Origin of the sequence: Amycolatopsis sp. NPDC049688 (assembly GCF_040674975.1) — a bacterium.
Taxonomy (GTDB): domain Bacteria; phylum Actinomycetota; class Actinomycetes; order Mycobacteriales; family Pseudonocardiaceae; genus Amycolatopsis.
Window position 1 is genome coordinate 700,902 of sequence record NZ_JBFANY010000003.1, and the last position, 15,990, is coordinate 716,891.

Consider the following 15,990-nt stretch of genomic DNA (forward strand, 5'->3'; position numbering starts at 1 on the left):
CGATACCTCAGGTTTCGAAACCAGGGAGCCGACTCATGATCCAGGAAACCCGACCGCCGGAACCGGACTGGCTCGCCATGACGGCCGGCGAGCTGATCGCCTACCGCGAGGCCGAGAACCGCTTCCGGGCGTCCGCCGCCGCCCGGGCGTTCACCGGGGAACCGGATCCGGACGCCGTGATCGAATGGCGCGAACTGGCGCTGCCCGGCCGCGACCTGCCGGTCCGGGTGTACCGGCCGGCGAAACGGGACAGGACGCTGCCGCTGGTGGTCCACGTGCACGGCGGCGGGTTCGTGGGGACGGCGGCGCAGAGCGACTGGGTCAACGGCCACCTCGCCGTGCGGCTGCCCGCGGTCGTCGTCTCGGTCGAGCACCGGCTCGTCGCGCCGGACCAGCCGCTCGCGGACGCCGTCGACGACGGCTGGGACGCGCTGCGCCACCTCGTGCGCGACGCCGGGGCCTCGGGCATCGACCCGGCGCGGGCCGCCGTCTTCGGCGAAAGCTGCGGCGGGCTGATCGGCGCGCTGGCCGCGATCCGGGCCCGGGACGCCGGAGTGTCCCTGCGGGCGCAGGTGCTGGTCAACCCCGCGACCGACGTGTCCGCGACGATGCTCGACCACGGTTCGGTCGCCGAGCACGCCAGTACCCCCACGCTCGGCGTGCCGGTGCTGCGCCTGATCCAGCGGCTCGCCGGCACCGGGACGCGGGCCCTCTCCCCGCTGCACGCCGACGACCTGGGCGGGCTGGCCCCGACGCTGGTGGTGGTGCCGACCCACGATCCGCTGGCCGACCACGGCCGTCGCTACGCCGAGCGGCTCGCCGCGGCGGGCACCCCGGTGCGGCTCGCCGAGTACCCCGGCGCGGGGCACGCGTTCCTCAGCCTGCCGGGCGTGACACCGCAGGCCGAGGCGGCGCGGGCGGACATCCTCGCGTTCCTCCTGACCTCGTTCGCCGCATGACCGGGCCGACCGTCGACGGCGCCGCGTTGGAGGGGGTCGCGGCCACCTGCCTGTGGACGCTGCGCAACCGCGCCGAGGAGTCGCGGCACCCCGGCTCGGCGTTCACCGACCCGCTGGCCGAGCGCCTCCAGCAGCGGATCTCCTACGACTACGCGCGGTTCGGCAAGCCGGGCCAGATCCACCCGCTGCGCGCGGCCGCGCTGGACGTCGCCCTCCGCGCCTACCTGGAGCGGCACCCGGCCGCGACCGTCGTCGCCCTCGGCGAAGGCCTGCAGACCACCTACTGGCGCCTGGGCCGGCCCGATGTCGACTGGCTTTCGGTGGACCTGCCACCGGTGATCGACCTGCGCCGCCGCCTGCTCCCGGCGGAGCCGCGGATGACGTCGATCCCGGGCTCGGCGCTGGACCGCGGCTGGCTGGACCGGCCCGATCCGGCGCGGGGCGTGTTCATCTCGGCCGAGGGGCTGTTCATGTACCTCGAACGCGACGACGTGCTCGCCCTGATCGCCGACTGCGCGGCGCGGTTCCCGGGCGGGCAGCTGTTCTTCGACGCGATCCCGCCGTGGCTCAGCCGGCGGACGCTGCGGAGCGGGCCGCGGGGGCGCCCCCCGTCTTCCACGCTACCCGAAGGCACCGACAATTCCGGCCTGCGCCTGTCCGCGCGCTACACCGTACCGCCGATGCCGTTCGGCCTGACCGTCTCCGAGGCCGCGCGGGTGCTGGGGCGGATCCCCGGCGTTGCCGCCGTCGAAGACCGGCAGCCGCCGCCCGGGCGCGGGGCCTGGCGGCCGGGCGTCCTGCGGCGGGTCGCGGACCTGCCGGGGCTGCGGGACCTGCGCCCGTCGATCACCCTGGTGAGCTTCGCCGGGTGACGGAGACCGCGGTGCCGCGCCGGGCCGGCGCGGCACCGCTTCGTCCACTGTGGATCAGCGGGCCGGCAGCAGCGGCAGGAGTTCCTGGTGGCGGCCGGGACGGCGCAGCACCGGCGAGCCCGGCTCGTGCGGGTCCACGGCGCCGGCCCGCAACGCGGTCAGGAACCGCACGACCTCCTGCGCCGGGGGCAGGATGTCCGCGCCGCCGAGGTAGGCGAGCACGATCATCTCCTCGCCGCACGCCGCCTCGACCGCGACCGCCCAGCCGTGCACCTCGTCCCAGAGCAGGGCCACGTCGCGCTCGGGGAACCGCCGCAGGCGCCAGTCCACCGCCACGTACGCCGAGACCGGGACGTCGACGTCCACGGTGCACGACTCGAAGCCGAAGCCGAGCGCACGCGCCACTTCACCCAGATACGCGCGCAGCCCACGCTGGAACCAGAATTCGAGATCGGTGTCGATCAGGGCGGACACCTGTTTCCCTTCGCCTCATTCGACAAGAACGGCGACGGCCGCCGTGTCATTGTCTTTTCACCACCACGGCGGACGCCGCGGTTCGTGCGTCGACCGTACCGACTCCACCGACTTCGTCCCACCGCCGGATGTCGGCCAGGCGAGTCCGTGCAGCCACACGGCCGTCTGCACGTGCAACGGTCCGATGTGGACGATCAAATGCGCAGGTGACGCCGTTTTCCGGTCAATTCCGGCGAAACCTCAGCCGCGGCGGGCGGAATGGCGCTTTCCGAAGTTCAGCCGATCGCCGGAATCGGCACCCGGGTGCGTTCCAGATCGGCGAAAAGATCTCCGAGGTCCTCGACGCGCCGCAAAACCTCGCCGGCGGTGAATCGCAGGTGCGTGACGTGCCGGCAGGCGCGGACCTCGTCCCACGTGACCGGAGTCGACACGGTCGGCTCGTCGCGCCCGCGCAGTGAGTACGGCGCCACCGTGGTCTTGTACGGGTTGTTCTGGCTCCAGTCGATGAACACCTTGCCCGGGCGCAGGTTCTTCGTCATCCGCGCCACGACGAGGTCCGGTGTCTCCGCGGCGAGCCGCTCGGCCAGCACTTTCGCGTAGCGCGACGGCTCGCCGCCGTCGGTGGTCACCACGCCCGCGTACAGCTGCATGCCCTTGGCGCCGCTCGTCTTCGCGACCGGGGTGAACCCGTCCCCGGTGAGCACGTCGAAGAGCCGCTCGGCGACCCGGGCGCAGTCGACCACCGTCGCGCCGGGCCCCGGGTCGAGGTCGAACACGAGCCGGTCCGGGGTGCGGCGCTCGTCGCCGGGCCCGACGGTCCACTGGTGGACGTGCAGCTCGAGCGCGGCCAGGTTCGCCGCCCACACGAGCTCGGGCAGGCCGTCGATCAAGGGGTAGGCGACGATCTCGGGGTCCTGGCCCCGGCCGCCGACGGCCAGCCGCGCGGTGCGGACCCAGTCCGGGGCGTGCCGCGAGACGTCCTTCTCGAAGAACGAGCCACCGCCGACGCCGTCCGGGAAGCGCACGAAGGTCATCGCCCGGTCGCGGATGTGCGGGAGCAGCACCGGCGCGATCCGCGTGTAGTAGTCGAGCACCTCGCCCTTGGTGAAACCGTGCCGCGGGTAGAGCACCTTCTCGAGGTTCGAGAGCGTCAGCTGCCGCTCGCCGACCTGCACCGTGATCCGGCTCCCCGCCACGGCCCCACGTTACCGCGGCGGCAGGTGCCCCGAGACGACTCGTTCGACGAACTTCTCGGCGACCTCCCGCAGCTTCGTGTTCTCCCGCTGCGACTGCTCGACGAGCAGCGCGAAGGCGTCGTCGGCGCCGACCTGGCGGATGGCCATCAGCATGCCCTTGGCCTGGTCGATGACCGCCCGCGAGGTCAGCGCCGCCCGGAGGTGCTCGGCGGTGTCCCGCGCCCGCAGGTACCGGTGGTAGACGCGGAGGATCGCTTCGACCGCGGCGGTGTAGAGCTCGAGCAGCTGGGCTTCGACCTCCTCGAAGCCGTCGTCGTGCCGCCCATAGCAGTTGACGGCTCCGGAGAACTCCGCGTCGGCGACCAGCGGCGCGGCGAGGAAGCTCCCGAACCCGGCCTCCCGCGCCCCGCGGCCGAACTCGGGCCACAGCTCGAGCGCGTCGGCCACCGTGGTGCGGACGATCTTGCCGCCCCGCATCGCCGCGAGGCAGGGCCCGTCCCCGATCCGGTACTGGTCACCGTCGAGCTCGGTGATGACGCTGCTGGTGGCGGTCGCCGTGTGCGGCGTCTCCCCGGTCACCAGGGTGACGGAGGCCTCGTCGACCCCGGGCACGGCGTGCCGCACCTGCAGGCAGATGTGCTGGAGCAGGATCCGGAAGTCGTCCTCCTCGCGCAGCACCGCGGAGAGGGCTTCGAGAGCCCCGGTGACCTCGTCGAACAACGGCGAAGCCGTCGCGGTGGGGTCGGGCCGTTCCATGTCTGCTCCTCCCGCTCGGGCGCGAAGGGACCTCGGGTACCCCGTTCGGAGCGGATCCATGTCCGTAATGAGAGGGCGGTGGGCGGCGACTTGGAGGGGATGAGACTCCCGGACCCCGAACGTTCGTCGGCCTTGCTGATCGGCGTCGGGCGCTATGCGTCGGAACGGTTCGAGGACATCCCCGCTGCGTCGGCGAACGTAGAGGATCTGCGGCACGTGCTGACCGATCCCCGCCTCGGCGGGTTGTCACCGTCAAGGTGCGTGGCATTGGCCAACCCGGCCGACATGGCATCGGTGGATCCTTGGCTCCGGGATGTCGACGATGCCGACGACATGCTCCTCATCTACTACGTGGGCCGCGGGCTGGTGGGGCCCGATGGCCAGCTGTACCTCGGCCTGACCACGACGAGCCCTGACAGGATCGGGCACACCGGCCTTCCGGTCTCGTTGCTCAGGAAGCTGTTCCTCGACAGCCCGGCTCGCAATCGGGTCTTGATCCTCGACTGCAGGTTCGACGGGCGAGGCATCGACGCGATGGTCCGTGAGCGGGTTGACATGACGATGATCCCGAATATGTTCTTCTGGGCATCGGCGGAATCCGACAGCGCTGCGATGGCTTCAGTGGGGACGCACCACACAGCCTTCACGCAAGCGCTTCTCGATGTCATCGTGGAGGGCATCCCCGCCGGCCCTGAGCTGCTCTCGCTCGACATCCTCAGGCACGAAGTTCACGAGCGGCTGACCGCCCCCAACATGCCAACGCCGATAGCCGGTAGCGTCTACAGTGCCGGGAGTCTCTCCCCGGTCCGCAATGCCGCCTACCAGATCTCAGCGCTGCCGCCGCCGATGCTGCCCCGCTGGTTCGTGCCTTCCTTCGATGGCGAGTTCACCCGTGGCCGGGACCTCCTCGGCGTCCGCCAGGACGCCAGCGCCCTCGCCGTGCTCATCGCCTCCACCGCCCTGAAACCACCCCTGGCCGTGGGCATGTTCGGCGAATGGGGCAGCGGCAAAACGTTCCTCATGCGCTCCCTCGAACGGGAAATCGACCGCCTCACCGGGTCCGGGACACCGGAATTCGGGCGGCACGTGCGCAGCGTCTGGTTCAACGCCTGGCACTACGCCGACGCGAACCTGTGGGCCAGCCTCGTGCACGAGATCTTCCACTCCCTGCAGGGCGACCGCGGCCCGCACCCCGGGCAGGCGCTCGACCGGGCGCTGGCCGACCTGGCGGGGATCCAGCAGGTCACCGCCGAAGCGGCCGGTCACGTCGCCGCCGCCGAGCAGGCGGCGCGGGAGGCCAAGACCGATCTCGCCGGGGTCGAACAGCGGTACCAAGAGGCGACCAAGAGCGCGGCCAAGGTCACCGGGCGGGACGTCTGGGCCGCGGTGACCGTGGATGCCGGGTTGCGGCAGAAGCTGAACGACGCCGCCACGGAACTCGGGTTGCCCGCGGTCGGCGAGAGCGCGCGGGAGGTCGCCCACGCCGTGGACGAGGTGCGCGCCACCGTGCGGCGCGGGCGGCTGCTCGCGACGACCGGGCCCGTGTGGAAGTCGCCGCTCGTGCTCGGCCTGGTCGTGGGGCTGGTCGTGTCGGCGGCCGGCCTGGTGCTGGGCTCGGTCATCGAGAGCAGCCACAGCTGGCTGGCGCCGATGGTGGCCGCGGCCGGTCAGCTCGCCGCCCTCGCCGGTGGCGCGGCCGGCTGGCTGATCCGCCAGGCGGGCCTGGCGCGCCGGCTGCTCGGGCCGGCCGAAGCCGTCCAGCGGCAGATCGACGAGCGGCTGGCCGCCATCGAGGCGCAACACCGGGTCGACCACGCGCTCGCCCAGCAACGCCTGGCCGAATCCGAAACCAGGCTGGCGACCGCGCACCGGCTCCTCGCCGAAGCCGAAGCGGCCGAGGCGGCGGCCAACGCGGAGCTCAGCCAGCTGACCGGGCCCCGCCTGCTGGAGCGGTACCTCTCGGAGCGGGCCGGCAGCGCCGACTACGGCCAGTACCTCGGAGTCGTGGCGCTGGCGCACCGGGACCTGCAGGACCTCGACCGGCACCTGCAGGCCGCGGCGTCGCCGGCAGACCAGGACGACCAGGATGGCCAAGACGGCCAGGTCGACCGGATCGTCCTGTACGTCGACGATCTGGACCGGTGCGCGCCCGAGGTCGTCGTCCGCGTGCTGGAAGCGGTCCACCTGCTGCTCGCGCTCCCGCTGTTCGTCGTGGTCGTGGGCGTCGACGTCCGGTGGCTGGTCCGGTCGATCCGGCAGCGGCAGCCGCTCCTCATCGAGACCGCGGAGTCCGGCCTGGCCCCCGCCACGCCGGTCGACTACCTCGACAAGATCTTCCAGCTGACCTACCACCTCCCCGCCATGACGCCGGAGGCGTGTGCCGGCCTGCTGCACCACGTCGCGGTCAGCGGCAGCCCGGTGGCGGACCGGAGCTCTCCCGGGGCGAGCCCGGCTCCGGGAATCCCCGAACAGACCGGCTCCGCAGAAGCGCCGGTCCGGCAGGCCGGCGGTGAACGGGAAGCCCCGGAAGGGCCCGACACGGCGAGCCAAGCCGCCGCGCTGCAGCTCGACGACGCCGAGCTGGCGGTGCTCCGCCAGGTGGCACCCCTGGTCGGCTCGTCGCCGCGGATCGCGAAGCGGTTCGTCAACGTGTACCGGATCTGCAAGGCCCGCGTGCTGGCCGACGTGGACCTCCGCGCCGGGGACCTGGCCGGGTTGCTGCCGCTGACGGCGCTGGCAGTCGGCCTGCCCACCCTGGTCCCCCGTGCCTTCGACACCGGTGCGCCGGACGGCGAGGTCGCCCTCAGCGATTGGTTGCGCCGGGCCGTCGCGGCCGCGCCGGGCTCGCCCGAGGCGCGGCGGGTGGCCGCCTTCCTCTCGGCCGGCGAGGGCCTGCTGGACCTGCCCATGGCCGGGCTGCTCTTCTGGTTGCCCGTCGTGCAGCGCTTCGCCTGGCCCGCGTCGGGCCGGAGCTGACCGCGGCAGGTTTGCCGGGCGCTCCGGGTAGGTAATCAGCACGCATGTCTTCGGATGAGGCCGCGCCGGGCAGGCTGCCGCTGGACGGTGAGCTGGCAGCCGTCGCCGCCCGGATGTCGGGGCTGCTGCTGTCGCGGGAAACCGTCGAATCGGTGCTGGAGCTGATCGTTTCGCTCGCGGGCGTGACCGTCACCGCCGCGGACGGGGTCGGGGTGACGCTGATCGACGGCACCGGGGAGTTCGTCACCACCAGTGCGTCCGGCCCGCTCGTGCGCGAGGCCGACACGCTGCAGTACGAGCTCGGCGAAGGGCCGTGCATGGCCGCGTTGCGGGAGTGTTCGCCGCAGCGGATCGACGACGTCGCCGCCGAACGGCGGTGGACGCGGTGGTGTGCGGCCGTGGCCGGGTCGGGATTGCGGTCGGTCATCACCGCGCCGATGGTCACCGGCGACGGCTGTCACGGTGCGATCAAGCTCTACGCGACCGTTCCCCGCGCCTTCGGGGCCGCCGACGAGCGGACGCTGGTGCAGTTCAGCGAGCGCGCCGCCGTGCTGGTCGCCAACGCGCAGGCCGCCGAGCGGGCCGAGCGGTTCAGCGAGCGGTTCAAGGAAACCTTGCGCGACCGTGACCTGATCACCATGGCGAAAGGCTTCCTCATGGGCCGCGACGGGCTCGACGAGGACGCCGCGTTCGACCGCCTGCTCGCGCTGGCTCGCGCTGGCGGTGGCAGCCCGGCCGAGGCCGCCGCGCAGCTCGTCACCCCGGCGCGGGAAGGCTGAGCGGATGCGTTTCCTGCCCGAGGAGGAACAGCGGCGGCGGATCGCGGCCTGCTTCACCCGCAGCGACCTCACGCTGGAACAGCTGTGGATGCGGTACTTCGCGCTCGGCGGCAGCCTGAGCCTGATCGAGCTGGACGCCTACCTGAACGGGCTCACCACGCTGCCCCGCGTCGACCGCGACATGCTCGCCCACGCCGTCAACGAGTGGCTCGACGAATGCGGGCCCGCCCGCGCGCCCTACAGCCACTCGGTCCGCGACGTGAAACCGTTGCACGGCCCGCTGAAGGCCCTGGTCGACCTGCTCGACGGCGCGCACCGCGCCCCGCCCGAGCGGCTGCCGGCGGTGGTCGCCGAGGCAGGCCGTGCACTCGACCTGACCATCGGCGTCTACCTGGCCGACTACGACCAGCGCACGCTCGTGCCGCTGCGTCCCGGCGGCGCCCCGCTCGACATCGAAACCACCGTCGGCGGGGACGTGTTCCGCCGGGCCGGCACCACCGTCACCCGGGACGGCACGCTGTGGACGATCCTGCTCGACGGCGTCGAACGGCTCGGGGTGCTGGAAATCGTCCCGGACGGCGCCGACCCCGACGACCCGGTGCTGCGGGAGCAGTGCCGCTGGCTGGCGACGCTGCTCGGGCACCTCGTCACGGCCACGACCCAGTACGGCGACGGCCTGGACAGCCGGCGCCGCCACCGGCGCCGCGGCTCCCCCGCCGAGCTGCTGTGGCAAAGTCTGCCGCCGCTCACCGCGGCCACGGAAAGCGTCGTCGTCGGCGCGAGCGTCCAGCCGGCGTACGAACTCTGCGGCACGGTGTTCGACTACGCCCTTTCCGAGGACCGCGTGCAGCTGGCCCTGTTCGACGCCGGCGTGCGGACCGGCGGCGCGGACATCGCGGTCGTGACCGCCCTTTCCGCCTACCGGGCCGCCCGCCACGGCGGCGCGTCCCTCGGCGAGCAGTTCGCCGCGGTCGCCGCCGGGCTCGACGAGCTGCCCGGCGCCCCGGCCGTGCACGGGGTGGTCGCCGAGCTGGACCTGAACACCGGTCTCCTGCGCTTCCTCGGCGCCGGGGGGCCCGCACCCCTGATCGTCCGCGACGGCGAGGCGCTCCCCGCGGCGGATCCCGCCACGACGCGGTTCGCCGCCGTCGGGCGTTGCCCGGCTGCCGAGGTGCGGCTCGAACCCGGCGACCTGCTGGCGCTGTACTCCCGGGGGGTGGCCGAGACGACGAACCGGGCCGGGGAGGCGTTCGGCCGCGCCCGGATCACCCGCCACCTCGGCCGCGACGCCGGCGAGCTGCCGCCGGAAATCGCCCGCCGGCTCACCCGCGCCGTCCAGGTCCACGGCGAGGACCAGCTCCGGAAGGATGCCGGCGTGCTGATCACCCGCTGGGTCCCTCGCTGAGAGGTCTCAGCAGGCGCGGTCCTGGACTCCGGCCGCAAGCAGCTCCCGCAACGCGTCCGACAGCGACGCGAACATCGGCACCACCGCCGCCAGCCCGGTGATGCGGAACAGCCGCGCCAGCGTGCGGCTGTTCGCCACCACCCCGAAACACCCGCCGTCGGCGCGGGCCCGCTCGGCGGCGGCCGCCAGCGCGCGGGCGCCGGCCAGGCCGACGAACGCCACCTGCGTCAGATTCACCACCGTCGTCCCCGGTGGGGCGGCGCGCAGCTCACGCTCGAGGATCGGCAGGGTCAGCGCGTCGATCTCGCCGGCGAAGGTCAGCACGAGGAGACCGGGGCGGTACTCCGTCCGGCGCGCCGTCAAGGGCGCGGACCGGGTGGGGACCGGGAACGTGGGGGACACGGGTTCGGTTGGCCTTCCGCGCCGGCCGGGGCCGGCGGCACAGTGACGTGATCACGGACGGGATCTTGGTACCCAAACGCCCGGCGCGGAAACGCCCTCCTTCAGGACGAGACGGCCGCGAAGGCGCTCCAGAGGCGCTCCGCGGCGTGGCGGGCCTGGGCGCCGGGGTGGATGGCCGGCGTGCCCGCCGGCTGGGTTGCCGTGTGGCCACCGAGGTACTCGACGAGGGCGATGGCCAGCTCGCGGACCTTGACGTTGAACTCCTGGCTGGCGCGGCGCAGCGTCTGCCACGCCTCCTCCGGCGGGCACCGCCGGACGGCCATGATGGCGCCTTTCGCCTGCTCGATGGCGGCGCGGGAGGCCAGCAGGTCGAGCATCTGGTCGGGGTCGCCGGCGGTGGCCGTTTCGGCGACCACCAGGGTCATTTCGGTGAGTTTCGCGTACCGCTGCAGGACGGGCAGGGTGGTGGAGCCCGGCGGGCGGTCCAGCGTCGCCGAGAGCACGAAAGCCCCGTGCTCGTCCCAGAAACCGGGCAGCGCGACAGCGCCGCGGACCGCGTCGGCGCCCGGCACGTCGTCGCGGGTCAACCGGGGCCAGCGCTCGTCGCCGAAGAGCTCGTCCGCCGTCACCGGCTCACCGGTGGCGTCCGCGACGGTGACCGGGCCGCCGTGGCGGAGCTGGGCGGGGAGCAGGTGCTCGGCGACCCCGGCGGTGGCCAGCACCTGCAGCGGCCGGCCGCCGTGGCTGACGGTCAGGCCCGCGCCGAGGCAGCCGGGCAGCTCGCCGGCGACCCGCTCGAGCAGGGCCTGCAGCAGCTCGGTCAGCGGTCTCCAGCGGTCCGCCGCGTTCATCAGTGATTCGGTCACCGCACCCTCCACCGGTTCCAGGTCCTCTTGATTTACCCCAAGACGCGGTGGCCCGCCGTCGGCAGCGGGGGGCTTTGTGGGAGCGGACACGCACGGGACACGGCCGGGTCCGCCGTCCGGCGCAACCGGCTCACCCGGCCGGGGGTCAGCAGCGTTCGGCAGCGGGAACTCCCGTCGCCGCCCACGCGGCACGGCTGCTCACGACGGCGCGGGGCCACCACAGACCCGAACGAGCGGTTTACCCGCCGCTGGGGACCGGGTAGCCCTCCGGTGACCTGAGGAGGCGCCATGACCCACCGGTGGACCCGATGACCTTCAGCGAAGTCGTCGTCGCCGGGCAGATCGCCCGCGACCTGGTGATCGAAGTCCCCGACGCACCCGACGCGGACTCTTCGGCGCCGGTGCGGCACCGGCAGGAGCTGCTCGGCGGGAAGGGCGCCAACCAGGCCGTGGCGCTGAGCCAGCTCGGGATGTCGGTGTCACTGGTCGGCGTCGTCGGCCAGGACCGCACCGGGGACGCGCTGCTCGCCCAGGCCCGGGCCGACCGGATCGGCACCTCGTACGTGATCCGCCGCGCCGGCACCGAGACGGCGCTGCTGGTCGACGTCGTCGACGACGAGGGCCGGCGCCGGTACCTCGAGCACGTCCCGGACGGGACGCTGCTCACCGAGAACGACGTCTTCGCCGCGTCCGCCCCCATTTCGGCCGCCGCCTCGCTGATCGTGCAGCTGCAGCAGCCGGCCCCGGTGGCCCTGCTCGCCGCGCGGCTGGCGCACACCGCGGGCACCCGGGTCGTGCTGGACGGGGCACCGCAGGCCGACACGCTGACCGCGGACCTGCTCGCCCTCGCCGACGTCGTGCGTGCCGACGGCCAGGAGGCCGAGCTCCTCACCGGGCAGCCGGTCGACGACGTCGCTTCGGCCGCCCGCGCCGCCGTGGACCTCCGGCAGCGCGGGCCGTCGCTGGTCGTGCTGGAAGTGGCCGGGCAGGGGAACCTGTTCGCCGGGCCGGAGGGGACCTGGTTCGTGCCGCACGTCGAGACCGAGGTCGTCGACCCCACCGGCGCCGGCGACGCGCTCGTCGCCACCCTCACCGCGGCCCTGACCCGGCGGCGGCCGCTGGAGACGGCGGCGAGCCTGGCCGTGGCGGCGGCCGCGGCGACGACCGAGCACGCGGGCGGGCGCCCGCACCTGTCCCGCGCGGAGCTCGACCGGCTGCAGCCCCGGCAGCTGGAGACCGTCCGGGCCTGAGAGCTACAGGCCGGGCAGTTTCTGTTCCAGGCCCAGCAGGACGGCGAACGGGTCGCCCCGCTCGGCCAGCCGGTCCGGGACGTCCCGGACCGTCCAGCGGTCCGGCGCGAGGTCCGGGTCGTCCAGCTCGTCCCAGTCCAGCGGCACCGAAACCGGGGCGCCGGGCCGGGGACGCACGCTGTAGGGCGCGACGAGGGTCTTGTTGAGCACGTTCTGCGTGTAGTCGAGCCGGGCCCGGCCGCGGCGCTTGTCCTTCGTCCAGGCCCAGCTGACCAGGTCGGGCAGCACCCGGCCGATGGTCCGGGACACCGTCTCCGCCCAGGCGCGGGTCTGCTCGAACGTGCACCGCGGCGCGATCGGCACCCACACCTGGATCCCGCGCTGGCCGGTCACCTTCGGCCGCCCGGTCAGGCCGAAGTGCTCCAGTGCGGTGCGGTGCAGCCGCGCCAGCTCCAGGACCTCCTCGAACGTCGTCTCCGGGCCCGGGTCGATGTCGAACAGCACCCACGTCGGGTGGTCGACGTCGGCGGCGCGGGAGGTCCAGGCGTGCAGCTCCAGCGCGCCGTAGTTGGCCAGCCACGCGAGGGTGGCGACGCTGTCGGCGACGACGTACCGCTGGCTCTCCCCCGGATCGGCGCGTTCGTTGCGCCAGGTGGTCAGCCAGTCCGGGGCGTGCTGCGGGACCTCCTTCTGCCAGAAGCCCGGCTCGGTGACGCCCTGCGGGAACCGGTGCGTGTTGAGCGGGCGGCCGGCCAGGTACGGCAGCATCGCCGGCGCGACGGTGACGTAGTAGCGGATGAGGTCCCTCTTGGTGACAGGCCGGCCGCCGCGGGCGGCCGGGAAGAGCACCTTGTCCAGGTTGGTCAGGGCCAGCTCGCGGCCCGCGACCGTCCAGCGGCCCTTGGCGCCCAGGGCGTCGAGCGCCGCGAGTTCGTCTTCGGTCGGCGCCGGCCAGCCGCCGACGGATTCTTCGGCTTCGGCGGCGGGCCGGTCGCCGTGCCACAGGGCGTCGGGGGCGGCCGCGACCTCGTCGTTGGTGCGGCCGCTCTTCACCGACCGCGGGTGGTCTTCGGCGTCCCAGCCGGGCTGGGCGTGCTCGTCCTGCTTGTGCAGGAGGAACCACTGGTCCTTCTCACCGCGGCTGGTGCGGACCAGGACGAACCGCCCGGCCAGCTTCTCGCCCTCGAGGTCGAAGTGCAGCGTCCCGGCCTCGATCGCCTGGGCCGGGTCGGCCTCGACCGGCCGCCACACGCCGCGGTCCCAGACGATGACGTCCCCGCCGCCGTACTCGCCGCGCGGGATCACGCCTTCGAAGTCGGCGTACTCGATCGGGTGATCTTCGACGTGCACGGCCAGCCGGCGGGCCTTCGGGTCCAGCGTGGGTCCCTTCGGCACCGCCCAGCTGACCAGCACGCCGTCGAGCTCGAGGCGGAAGTCGTAGTGCAGCCGGCGCGCCCGGTGCCGCTGCACCACGAACCGGTGGCGGTCCGGGCCGGCCGCCGCTCCGCCGGCCGGCTCCGCGGTACGGCCGAAGTCGCGCATCTCCTGGTAGCGCCGCAGTTTGCGGGCCGGGGCTCCTGCCATGCCGTGGGGGTACCCACTCAGTCCGGAGCCGACCAGGGCGGGTTCTTCCGCGCGAGTTCCTCGTATTCGGCGACTTCCTGCGGGGTCGGGTCGGTGCCCGCCTCCTCGGCGAACTCCTCGGGGTCGGTGTCCTCGCCGGGCTCGGTCATCCTCGGCCTCCCAGCGCGCCGCGGATGAGGTCGCGCGCCCGGTCCATGATCGCCGCGGGCGGGCCCAGCAGCAGGTTGGCCTTCGCGCTCTCGACGCCGGGGTGCGGGCGGGTCGGCCCCACCGCTTCGGCCAGCTTGGCGGTCGCGGCCATCGCGCGCAGCCGCTCCGGCGGGCGGTGCGCCCGCAGCAGCGGGAACTCCTCCCGTTCCTCGTGCTCGGCGTGCGCGAGCACGTCGTCGCGCAGCTGGACGAGCAGCGTGTCGAACCCGTCGGCCTCCGGGCCCAGCTTCTGCAGGTTCGTCAGCAGTTCCTTGGCCCGGTGCTCCTCGCCCAGCCGCGCGTCGACGACCGGCGCGGCGGCCGGTTCGAGGTCGCGGATCTCCGGGTGCACGACCAGTTCCTCCGCCGTCTCGTGCACCGCCAGCAGCCGCACGAGGTCGTGGAACAGGTCCCGGCGCCGGTCTCCTTCCGCGGTCTCCAGCCCGTCGAACAGCTCACGGATCTCGCGGTGCTGCCGCTGCAGCAGTTCGATGACGTCCTCGTCGTGTTCCGCCATGGACGGCCTCCTCCTGTTCGTCAGGTGGAGGCAGCGTTCCCCGTCCCCGGCGGGTTACTCGTCGCGGTTCGCGAAGGTGAGCCAGAGCGCACCCGCGGCGGCCACGGCGAGACCGGCCACGGTCCACCACGACCACCAGCCGAAGAAGGCGACGACCAGCCCGACGGCGAGCAGCACACCGCCGCCGACCGAGGCGGTGTCCCCGTTCCCGGCCCGCGCGGTGAAGGCCATCAGCCCACCCGCCCGTCGACGGCGGCGACGACCAGGGCGGCGCAGCGCGCCACGCTCACGCCTCTCTCCTTCGCCATCGAAACCAGGGCGGCGTTCGCCGCCGGGCGGTTCAACCCTTGCGCGGCAAGGACTTCCAGGGCCAGACCGACGACGTCGGTGGCGGGCGGGGTGGCGGTGCGCACGGGCATCGGAAGACCTCCGGGCTCATTCGGCGGCGGAACGAACGCGACCGGGTACCCCGCCGCGCCGGGTTTCACACGCCCCACCGAACTCTTCCGGGTGGGGCCCGCTCAACTCCCGGCGAGCCGTGCTCACCCGGGCTCGCGACCGGCAGGGAACCCGGTGGTCCCCGCTCGGCTCCTGCGTAACTACGCTGGGGACGTGACCGGCGCGTGGGAATGGGACCCGACCCTCTATTCGGGCAGCGCGCAGTACTACCCGCGCGGCCGGGTGGCGTACCCCGCGGAGCTGGCCACGGCCTTCGCCGCCGAACTCGGGCTGGACGGGTCGGGGCGGCTGCTCGACGTCGGCTGCGGGCCCGGGTCCCTGACGCTGCCGCTGGCCGGTTTCTTCGAGGAAGCCGCCGGGCTCGACGCCGACGGGGACATGCTCGCCGAAGCGGCGCGGCTGGCGGCGGAGGCGGGCGCCGGGAACTGCCGGTGGGTGCGCCGGCGGGCGGAGGACCTGCCCGCCGGGCTGGGCCGGTTCCGGCTGGTCACCTTCGCGCAGTCGTTCCACTGGTTCGACCGGCCGCGGGTCGCGGCCGCGGTGCGCGGCATGCTGGCGCCGGACGGGGTCTGCGCCCACGTGCACGCGTCGACGCTCGAGCCCGTGCACCCGGCGATCGCCGAGCTGGTGCGCGAGTACCTGGGCCCGGTGCGGCGCGCGGGACAGAGCCGGCTGCCCGGGGGCACGGCGGGCGGCGAGGCCGGGATCTACCGCGCGGCGGGCTTCCACGGCCCGCGGCGGTTCGCGGTGCCGGGCCGGGTCGTGACCCGCACGGTCGACGACGTCGTCGCCGGGGTGTTCTCGCTGTCGAGCTCGGCGCCGCACCTGTTCGGCGCGCGGCGGGCCGAATTCGAGGCGGAACTGCGGCGGCGGCTGGCCCCGGCGGAGACGTTCACCATGACACTGCCCGAGATCGCCGTCGACCTGTGGTTCACCAGGGGTTGTTGAAGTCCTCGTCCTCTTCGGCGGCGGCACGGGGACGGCGGGCGGCCCGCGGCTCGTCCCGCACCGGCCGCGGGGACGGCGCCGCCTCGAAACCGGCCGGGCCGGGGTACTCCTCCGCGTCGAAGGCCGACGCCGGACCGGCGTGCGAGCGGTCGGTGCTCCAGCCCGACTTCGTCTTGCGCTGGGCCATTTCGCGGACGTGCTGCACGTACCGTTCGGCCGCCTGGACCTGCTTGGTCATGTACTCCTGCGAGCGGGCCTTGATCTCCTCGCCCTGCTGTTCCCGCAGGGTCCGGCGATCGGCCTGTTCGCGGACGAGGGCGTCGAGTTCGGCCTTCATCCCGGCGATGTCGGTCACGGG

The 15,990-nt window shown here is 73.7% G+C and carries 18 protein-coding genes; 7 read left to right on the top strand and 11 right to left on the bottom strand.

Annotated elements, in window-relative coordinates; all coding sequences use genetic code 11:
• The first annotated feature begins 35 nt into the window (after nucleotides 1-35).
• Entirely contained in the window at nucleotides 36-959 is a 924-nt protein-coding gene (locus tag AB0J55_RS14325; protein WP_364247735.1) for an alpha/beta hydrolase, read from the top strand.
• A complete protein-coding gene (locus AB0J55_RS14330) occupies nucleotides 956-1,831 on the top strand; it encodes a class I SAM-dependent methyltransferase (protein ID WP_364247738.1) in 876 nt (291 codons plus the stop codon). Before AB0J55_RS14325 ends, AB0J55_RS14330 begins: the two co-directional genes overlap by 4 nt.
• A 54-nt stretch (nucleotides 1,832-1,885) precedes the next feature.
• Here AB0J55_RS14330 and AB0J55_RS14335 read toward each other — a convergent pair whose 3' ends face one another.
• The 3 genes from AB0J55_RS14335 to AB0J55_RS14345 form a co-directional block, all read right to left on the bottom strand.
• Entirely contained in the window at nucleotides 1,886-2,305 is a 420-nt protein-coding gene (locus tag AB0J55_RS14335; RefSeq protein ID WP_364247741.1) for a DUF6292 family protein, read from the bottom strand.
• 275 nt (nucleotides 2,306-2,580) lie between these two features.
• Entirely contained in the window at nucleotides 2,581-3,501 is a 921-nt protein-coding gene (gene ligD, locus AB0J55_RS14340; RefSeq protein WP_364247744.1) for a non-homologous end-joining DNA ligase, read from the bottom strand.
• 9 nt (nucleotides 3,502-3,510) lie between these two features.
• Entirely contained in the window at nucleotides 3,511-4,257 is a 747-nt protein-coding gene (locus AB0J55_RS14345) for a GAF and ANTAR domain-containing protein (protein WP_364247747.1), read from the bottom strand.
• An 864-nt stretch (nucleotides 4,258-5,121) separates the two neighbouring features.
• Here AB0J55_RS14345 and AB0J55_RS14350 point away from each other — a divergent pair.
• The 3 genes from AB0J55_RS14350 to AB0J55_RS14360 are packed head-to-tail and all read left to right on the top strand — an operon-like array spanning nucleotide 5,122 to nucleotide 9,417.
• A complete protein-coding gene (locus AB0J55_RS14350) occupies nucleotides 5,122-7,233 on the top strand; it encodes a P-loop NTPase fold protein (protein WP_364247749.1) in 2,112 nt (703 codons plus the stop codon).
• A gap of 44 nt (nucleotides 7,234-7,277) precedes the next feature.
• Entirely contained in the window at nucleotides 7,278-8,012 is a 735-nt protein-coding gene (locus AB0J55_RS14355; RefSeq protein WP_364247751.1) for a GAF and ANTAR domain-containing protein, read from the top strand.
• 4 nt (nucleotides 8,013-8,016) lie between these two features.
• Nucleotides 8,017-9,417: a PP2C family protein-serine/threonine phosphatase gene (locus tag AB0J55_RS14360; RefSeq protein ID WP_364247754.1), complete on the top strand. Its 1,401-nt coding sequence runs from the start codon at nucleotides 8,017-8,019 to the stop codon at nucleotides 9,415-9,417.
• Nucleotides 9,418-9,423: 6 nt separating this feature from the next.
• Here AB0J55_RS14360 and AB0J55_RS14365 read toward each other — a convergent pair whose 3' ends face one another.
• Together AB0J55_RS14365 and AB0J55_RS14370 are read right to left on the bottom strand one after the other, a co-directional pair.
• The gene (locus AB0J55_RS14365) at nucleotides 9,424-9,819 is read right to left on the bottom strand and encodes an STAS domain-containing protein (protein WP_364247757.1); all 396 of its coding nucleotides are present in this window, start codon (nucleotides 9,817-9,819) and stop codon (nucleotides 9,424-9,426) included.
• Between the two features lie 101 nt (nucleotides 9,820-9,920).
• A complete protein-coding gene (locus AB0J55_RS14370) occupies nucleotides 9,921-10,685 on the bottom strand; it encodes an ANTAR domain-containing protein (protein ID WP_364247760.1) in 765 nt (254 codons plus the stop codon).
• 308 nt (nucleotides 10,686-10,993) lie between these two features.
• Between AB0J55_RS14370 and AB0J55_RS14375 the strand changes: the two genes are divergently transcribed.
• A complete protein-coding gene (locus AB0J55_RS14375) occupies nucleotides 10,994-11,935 on the top strand; it encodes a PfkB family carbohydrate kinase (protein ID WP_364247763.1) in 942 nt (313 codons plus the stop codon).
• A 3-nt stretch (nucleotides 11,936-11,938) separates the two neighbouring features.
• On the opposite strand, the gene ligD (AB0J55_RS14380) is transcribed toward AB0J55_RS14375, so the two are convergent.
• Genes ligD (AB0J55_RS14380) through AB0J55_RS14400 form a run of 5 tightly spaced genes read right to left on the bottom strand, consistent with a single transcriptional unit; the run spans nucleotide 11,939 to nucleotide 14,644 of the window.
• On the bottom strand, nucleotides 11,939-13,519 hold the full coding sequence (gene ligD / locus AB0J55_RS14380) for a non-homologous end-joining DNA ligase (RefSeq protein WP_364247766.1): 1,581 nt from the start codon (nucleotides 13,517-13,519) through the stop codon (nucleotides 11,939-11,941).
• Between the two features lie 17 nt (nucleotides 13,520-13,536).
• Nucleotides 13,537-13,668, bottom strand: coding sequence for a hypothetical protein (locus AB0J55_RS14385; protein WP_364247769.1), 132 nt, complete (start codon nucleotides 13,666-13,668; stop codon nucleotides 13,537-13,539).
• The gene (locus AB0J55_RS14390) at nucleotides 13,665-14,225 is read right to left on the bottom strand and encodes a hemerythrin domain-containing protein (RefSeq protein ID WP_364247771.1); all 561 of its coding nucleotides are present in this window, start codon (nucleotides 14,223-14,225) and stop codon (nucleotides 13,665-13,667) included. The genes AB0J55_RS14385 and AB0J55_RS14390 overlap by 4 nt, the downstream gene beginning before the upstream one ends.
• A gap of 54 nt (nucleotides 14,226-14,279) precedes the next feature.
• Entirely contained in the window at nucleotides 14,280-14,456 is a 177-nt protein-coding gene (locus tag AB0J55_RS14395; RefSeq protein WP_364247774.1) for a hypothetical protein, read from the bottom strand.
• Nucleotides 14,456-14,644 (bottom strand): hypothetical protein, encoded by a 189-nt coding sequence (locus AB0J55_RS14400; protein WP_364247776.1) that lies wholly within the window; start codon nucleotides 14,642-14,644, stop codon nucleotides 14,456-14,458. The genes AB0J55_RS14395 and AB0J55_RS14400 overlap by 1 nt, the downstream gene beginning before the upstream one ends.
• A gap of 193 nt (nucleotides 14,645-14,837) precedes the next feature.
• Here AB0J55_RS14400 and AB0J55_RS14405 point away from each other — a divergent pair, with 193 nt between their 5' ends.
• Nucleotides 14,838-15,632, top strand: coding sequence for a methyltransferase domain-containing protein (locus AB0J55_RS14405; protein WP_364247779.1), 795 nt, complete (start codon nucleotides 14,838-14,840; stop codon nucleotides 15,630-15,632).
• Here AB0J55_RS14405 and AB0J55_RS14410 read toward each other — a convergent pair.
• Nucleotides 15,616-15,987 carry a hypothetical protein gene (locus AB0J55_RS14410; RefSeq protein WP_364247782.1) on the bottom strand — a complete coding sequence of 124 codons (372 nt, stop codon included), beginning with the start codon at nucleotides 15,985-15,987 and terminating at the stop codon, nucleotides 15,616-15,618. The two genes, AB0J55_RS14405 and AB0J55_RS14410, sit on opposite strands and share 17 nt — an antisense overlap.
• Between the last annotated feature and the right edge of the window lie 3 nt (nucleotides 15,988-15,990).

Excerpts from the sequence above, each read along its gene's own strand:
- AB0J55_RS14325 (WP_364247735.1), top strand. The coding sequence starts at position 36 with ATGATCCAGGAAACCCGACCGCCGGAACCGGACTGGCTCGCCATGACG.
- AB0J55_RS14330 (WP_364247738.1), top strand. The coding sequence starts at position 956 with ATGACCGGGCCGACCGTCGACGGCGCCGCGTTGGAGGGGGTCGCGGCC.
- AB0J55_RS14345 (WP_364247747.1), bottom strand. The coding sequence starts at position 4,257 with ATGGAACGGCCCGACCCCACCGCGACGGCTTCGCCGTTGTTCGACGAG.
- AB0J55_RS14355 (WP_364247751.1), top strand. The coding sequence starts at position 7,278 with ATGTCTTCGGATGAGGCCGCGCCGGGCAGGCTGCCGCTGGACGGTGAG.
- AB0J55_RS14360 (WP_364247754.1), top strand. The coding sequence starts at position 8,017 with ATGCGTTTCCTGCCCGAGGAGGAACAGCGGCGGCGGATCGCGGCCTGC.
- AB0J55_RS14375 (WP_364247763.1), top strand. The coding sequence starts at position 10,994 with ATGACCTTCAGCGAAGTCGTCGTCGCCGGGCAGATCGCCCGCGACCTG.
- ligD (WP_364247766.1), bottom strand. The coding sequence starts at position 13,519 with ATGGCAGGAGCCCCGGCCCGCAAACTGCGGCGCTACCAGGAGATGCGC.
- AB0J55_RS14385 (WP_364247769.1), bottom strand. The coding sequence starts at position 13,668 with ATGACCGAGCCCGGCGAGGACACCGACCCCGAGGAGTTCGCCGAGGAG.
- AB0J55_RS14390 (WP_364247771.1), bottom strand. The coding sequence starts at position 14,225 with ATGGCGGAACACGACGAGGACGTCATCGAACTGCTGCAGCGGCAGCAC.
- AB0J55_RS14395 (WP_364247774.1), bottom strand. The coding sequence starts at position 14,456 with ATGGCCTTCACCGCGCGGGCCGGGAACGGGGACACCGCCTCGGTCGGC.
- AB0J55_RS14400 (WP_364247776.1), bottom strand. The coding sequence starts at position 14,644 with ATGCCCGTGCGCACCGCCACCCCGCCCGCCACCGACGTCGTCGGTCTG.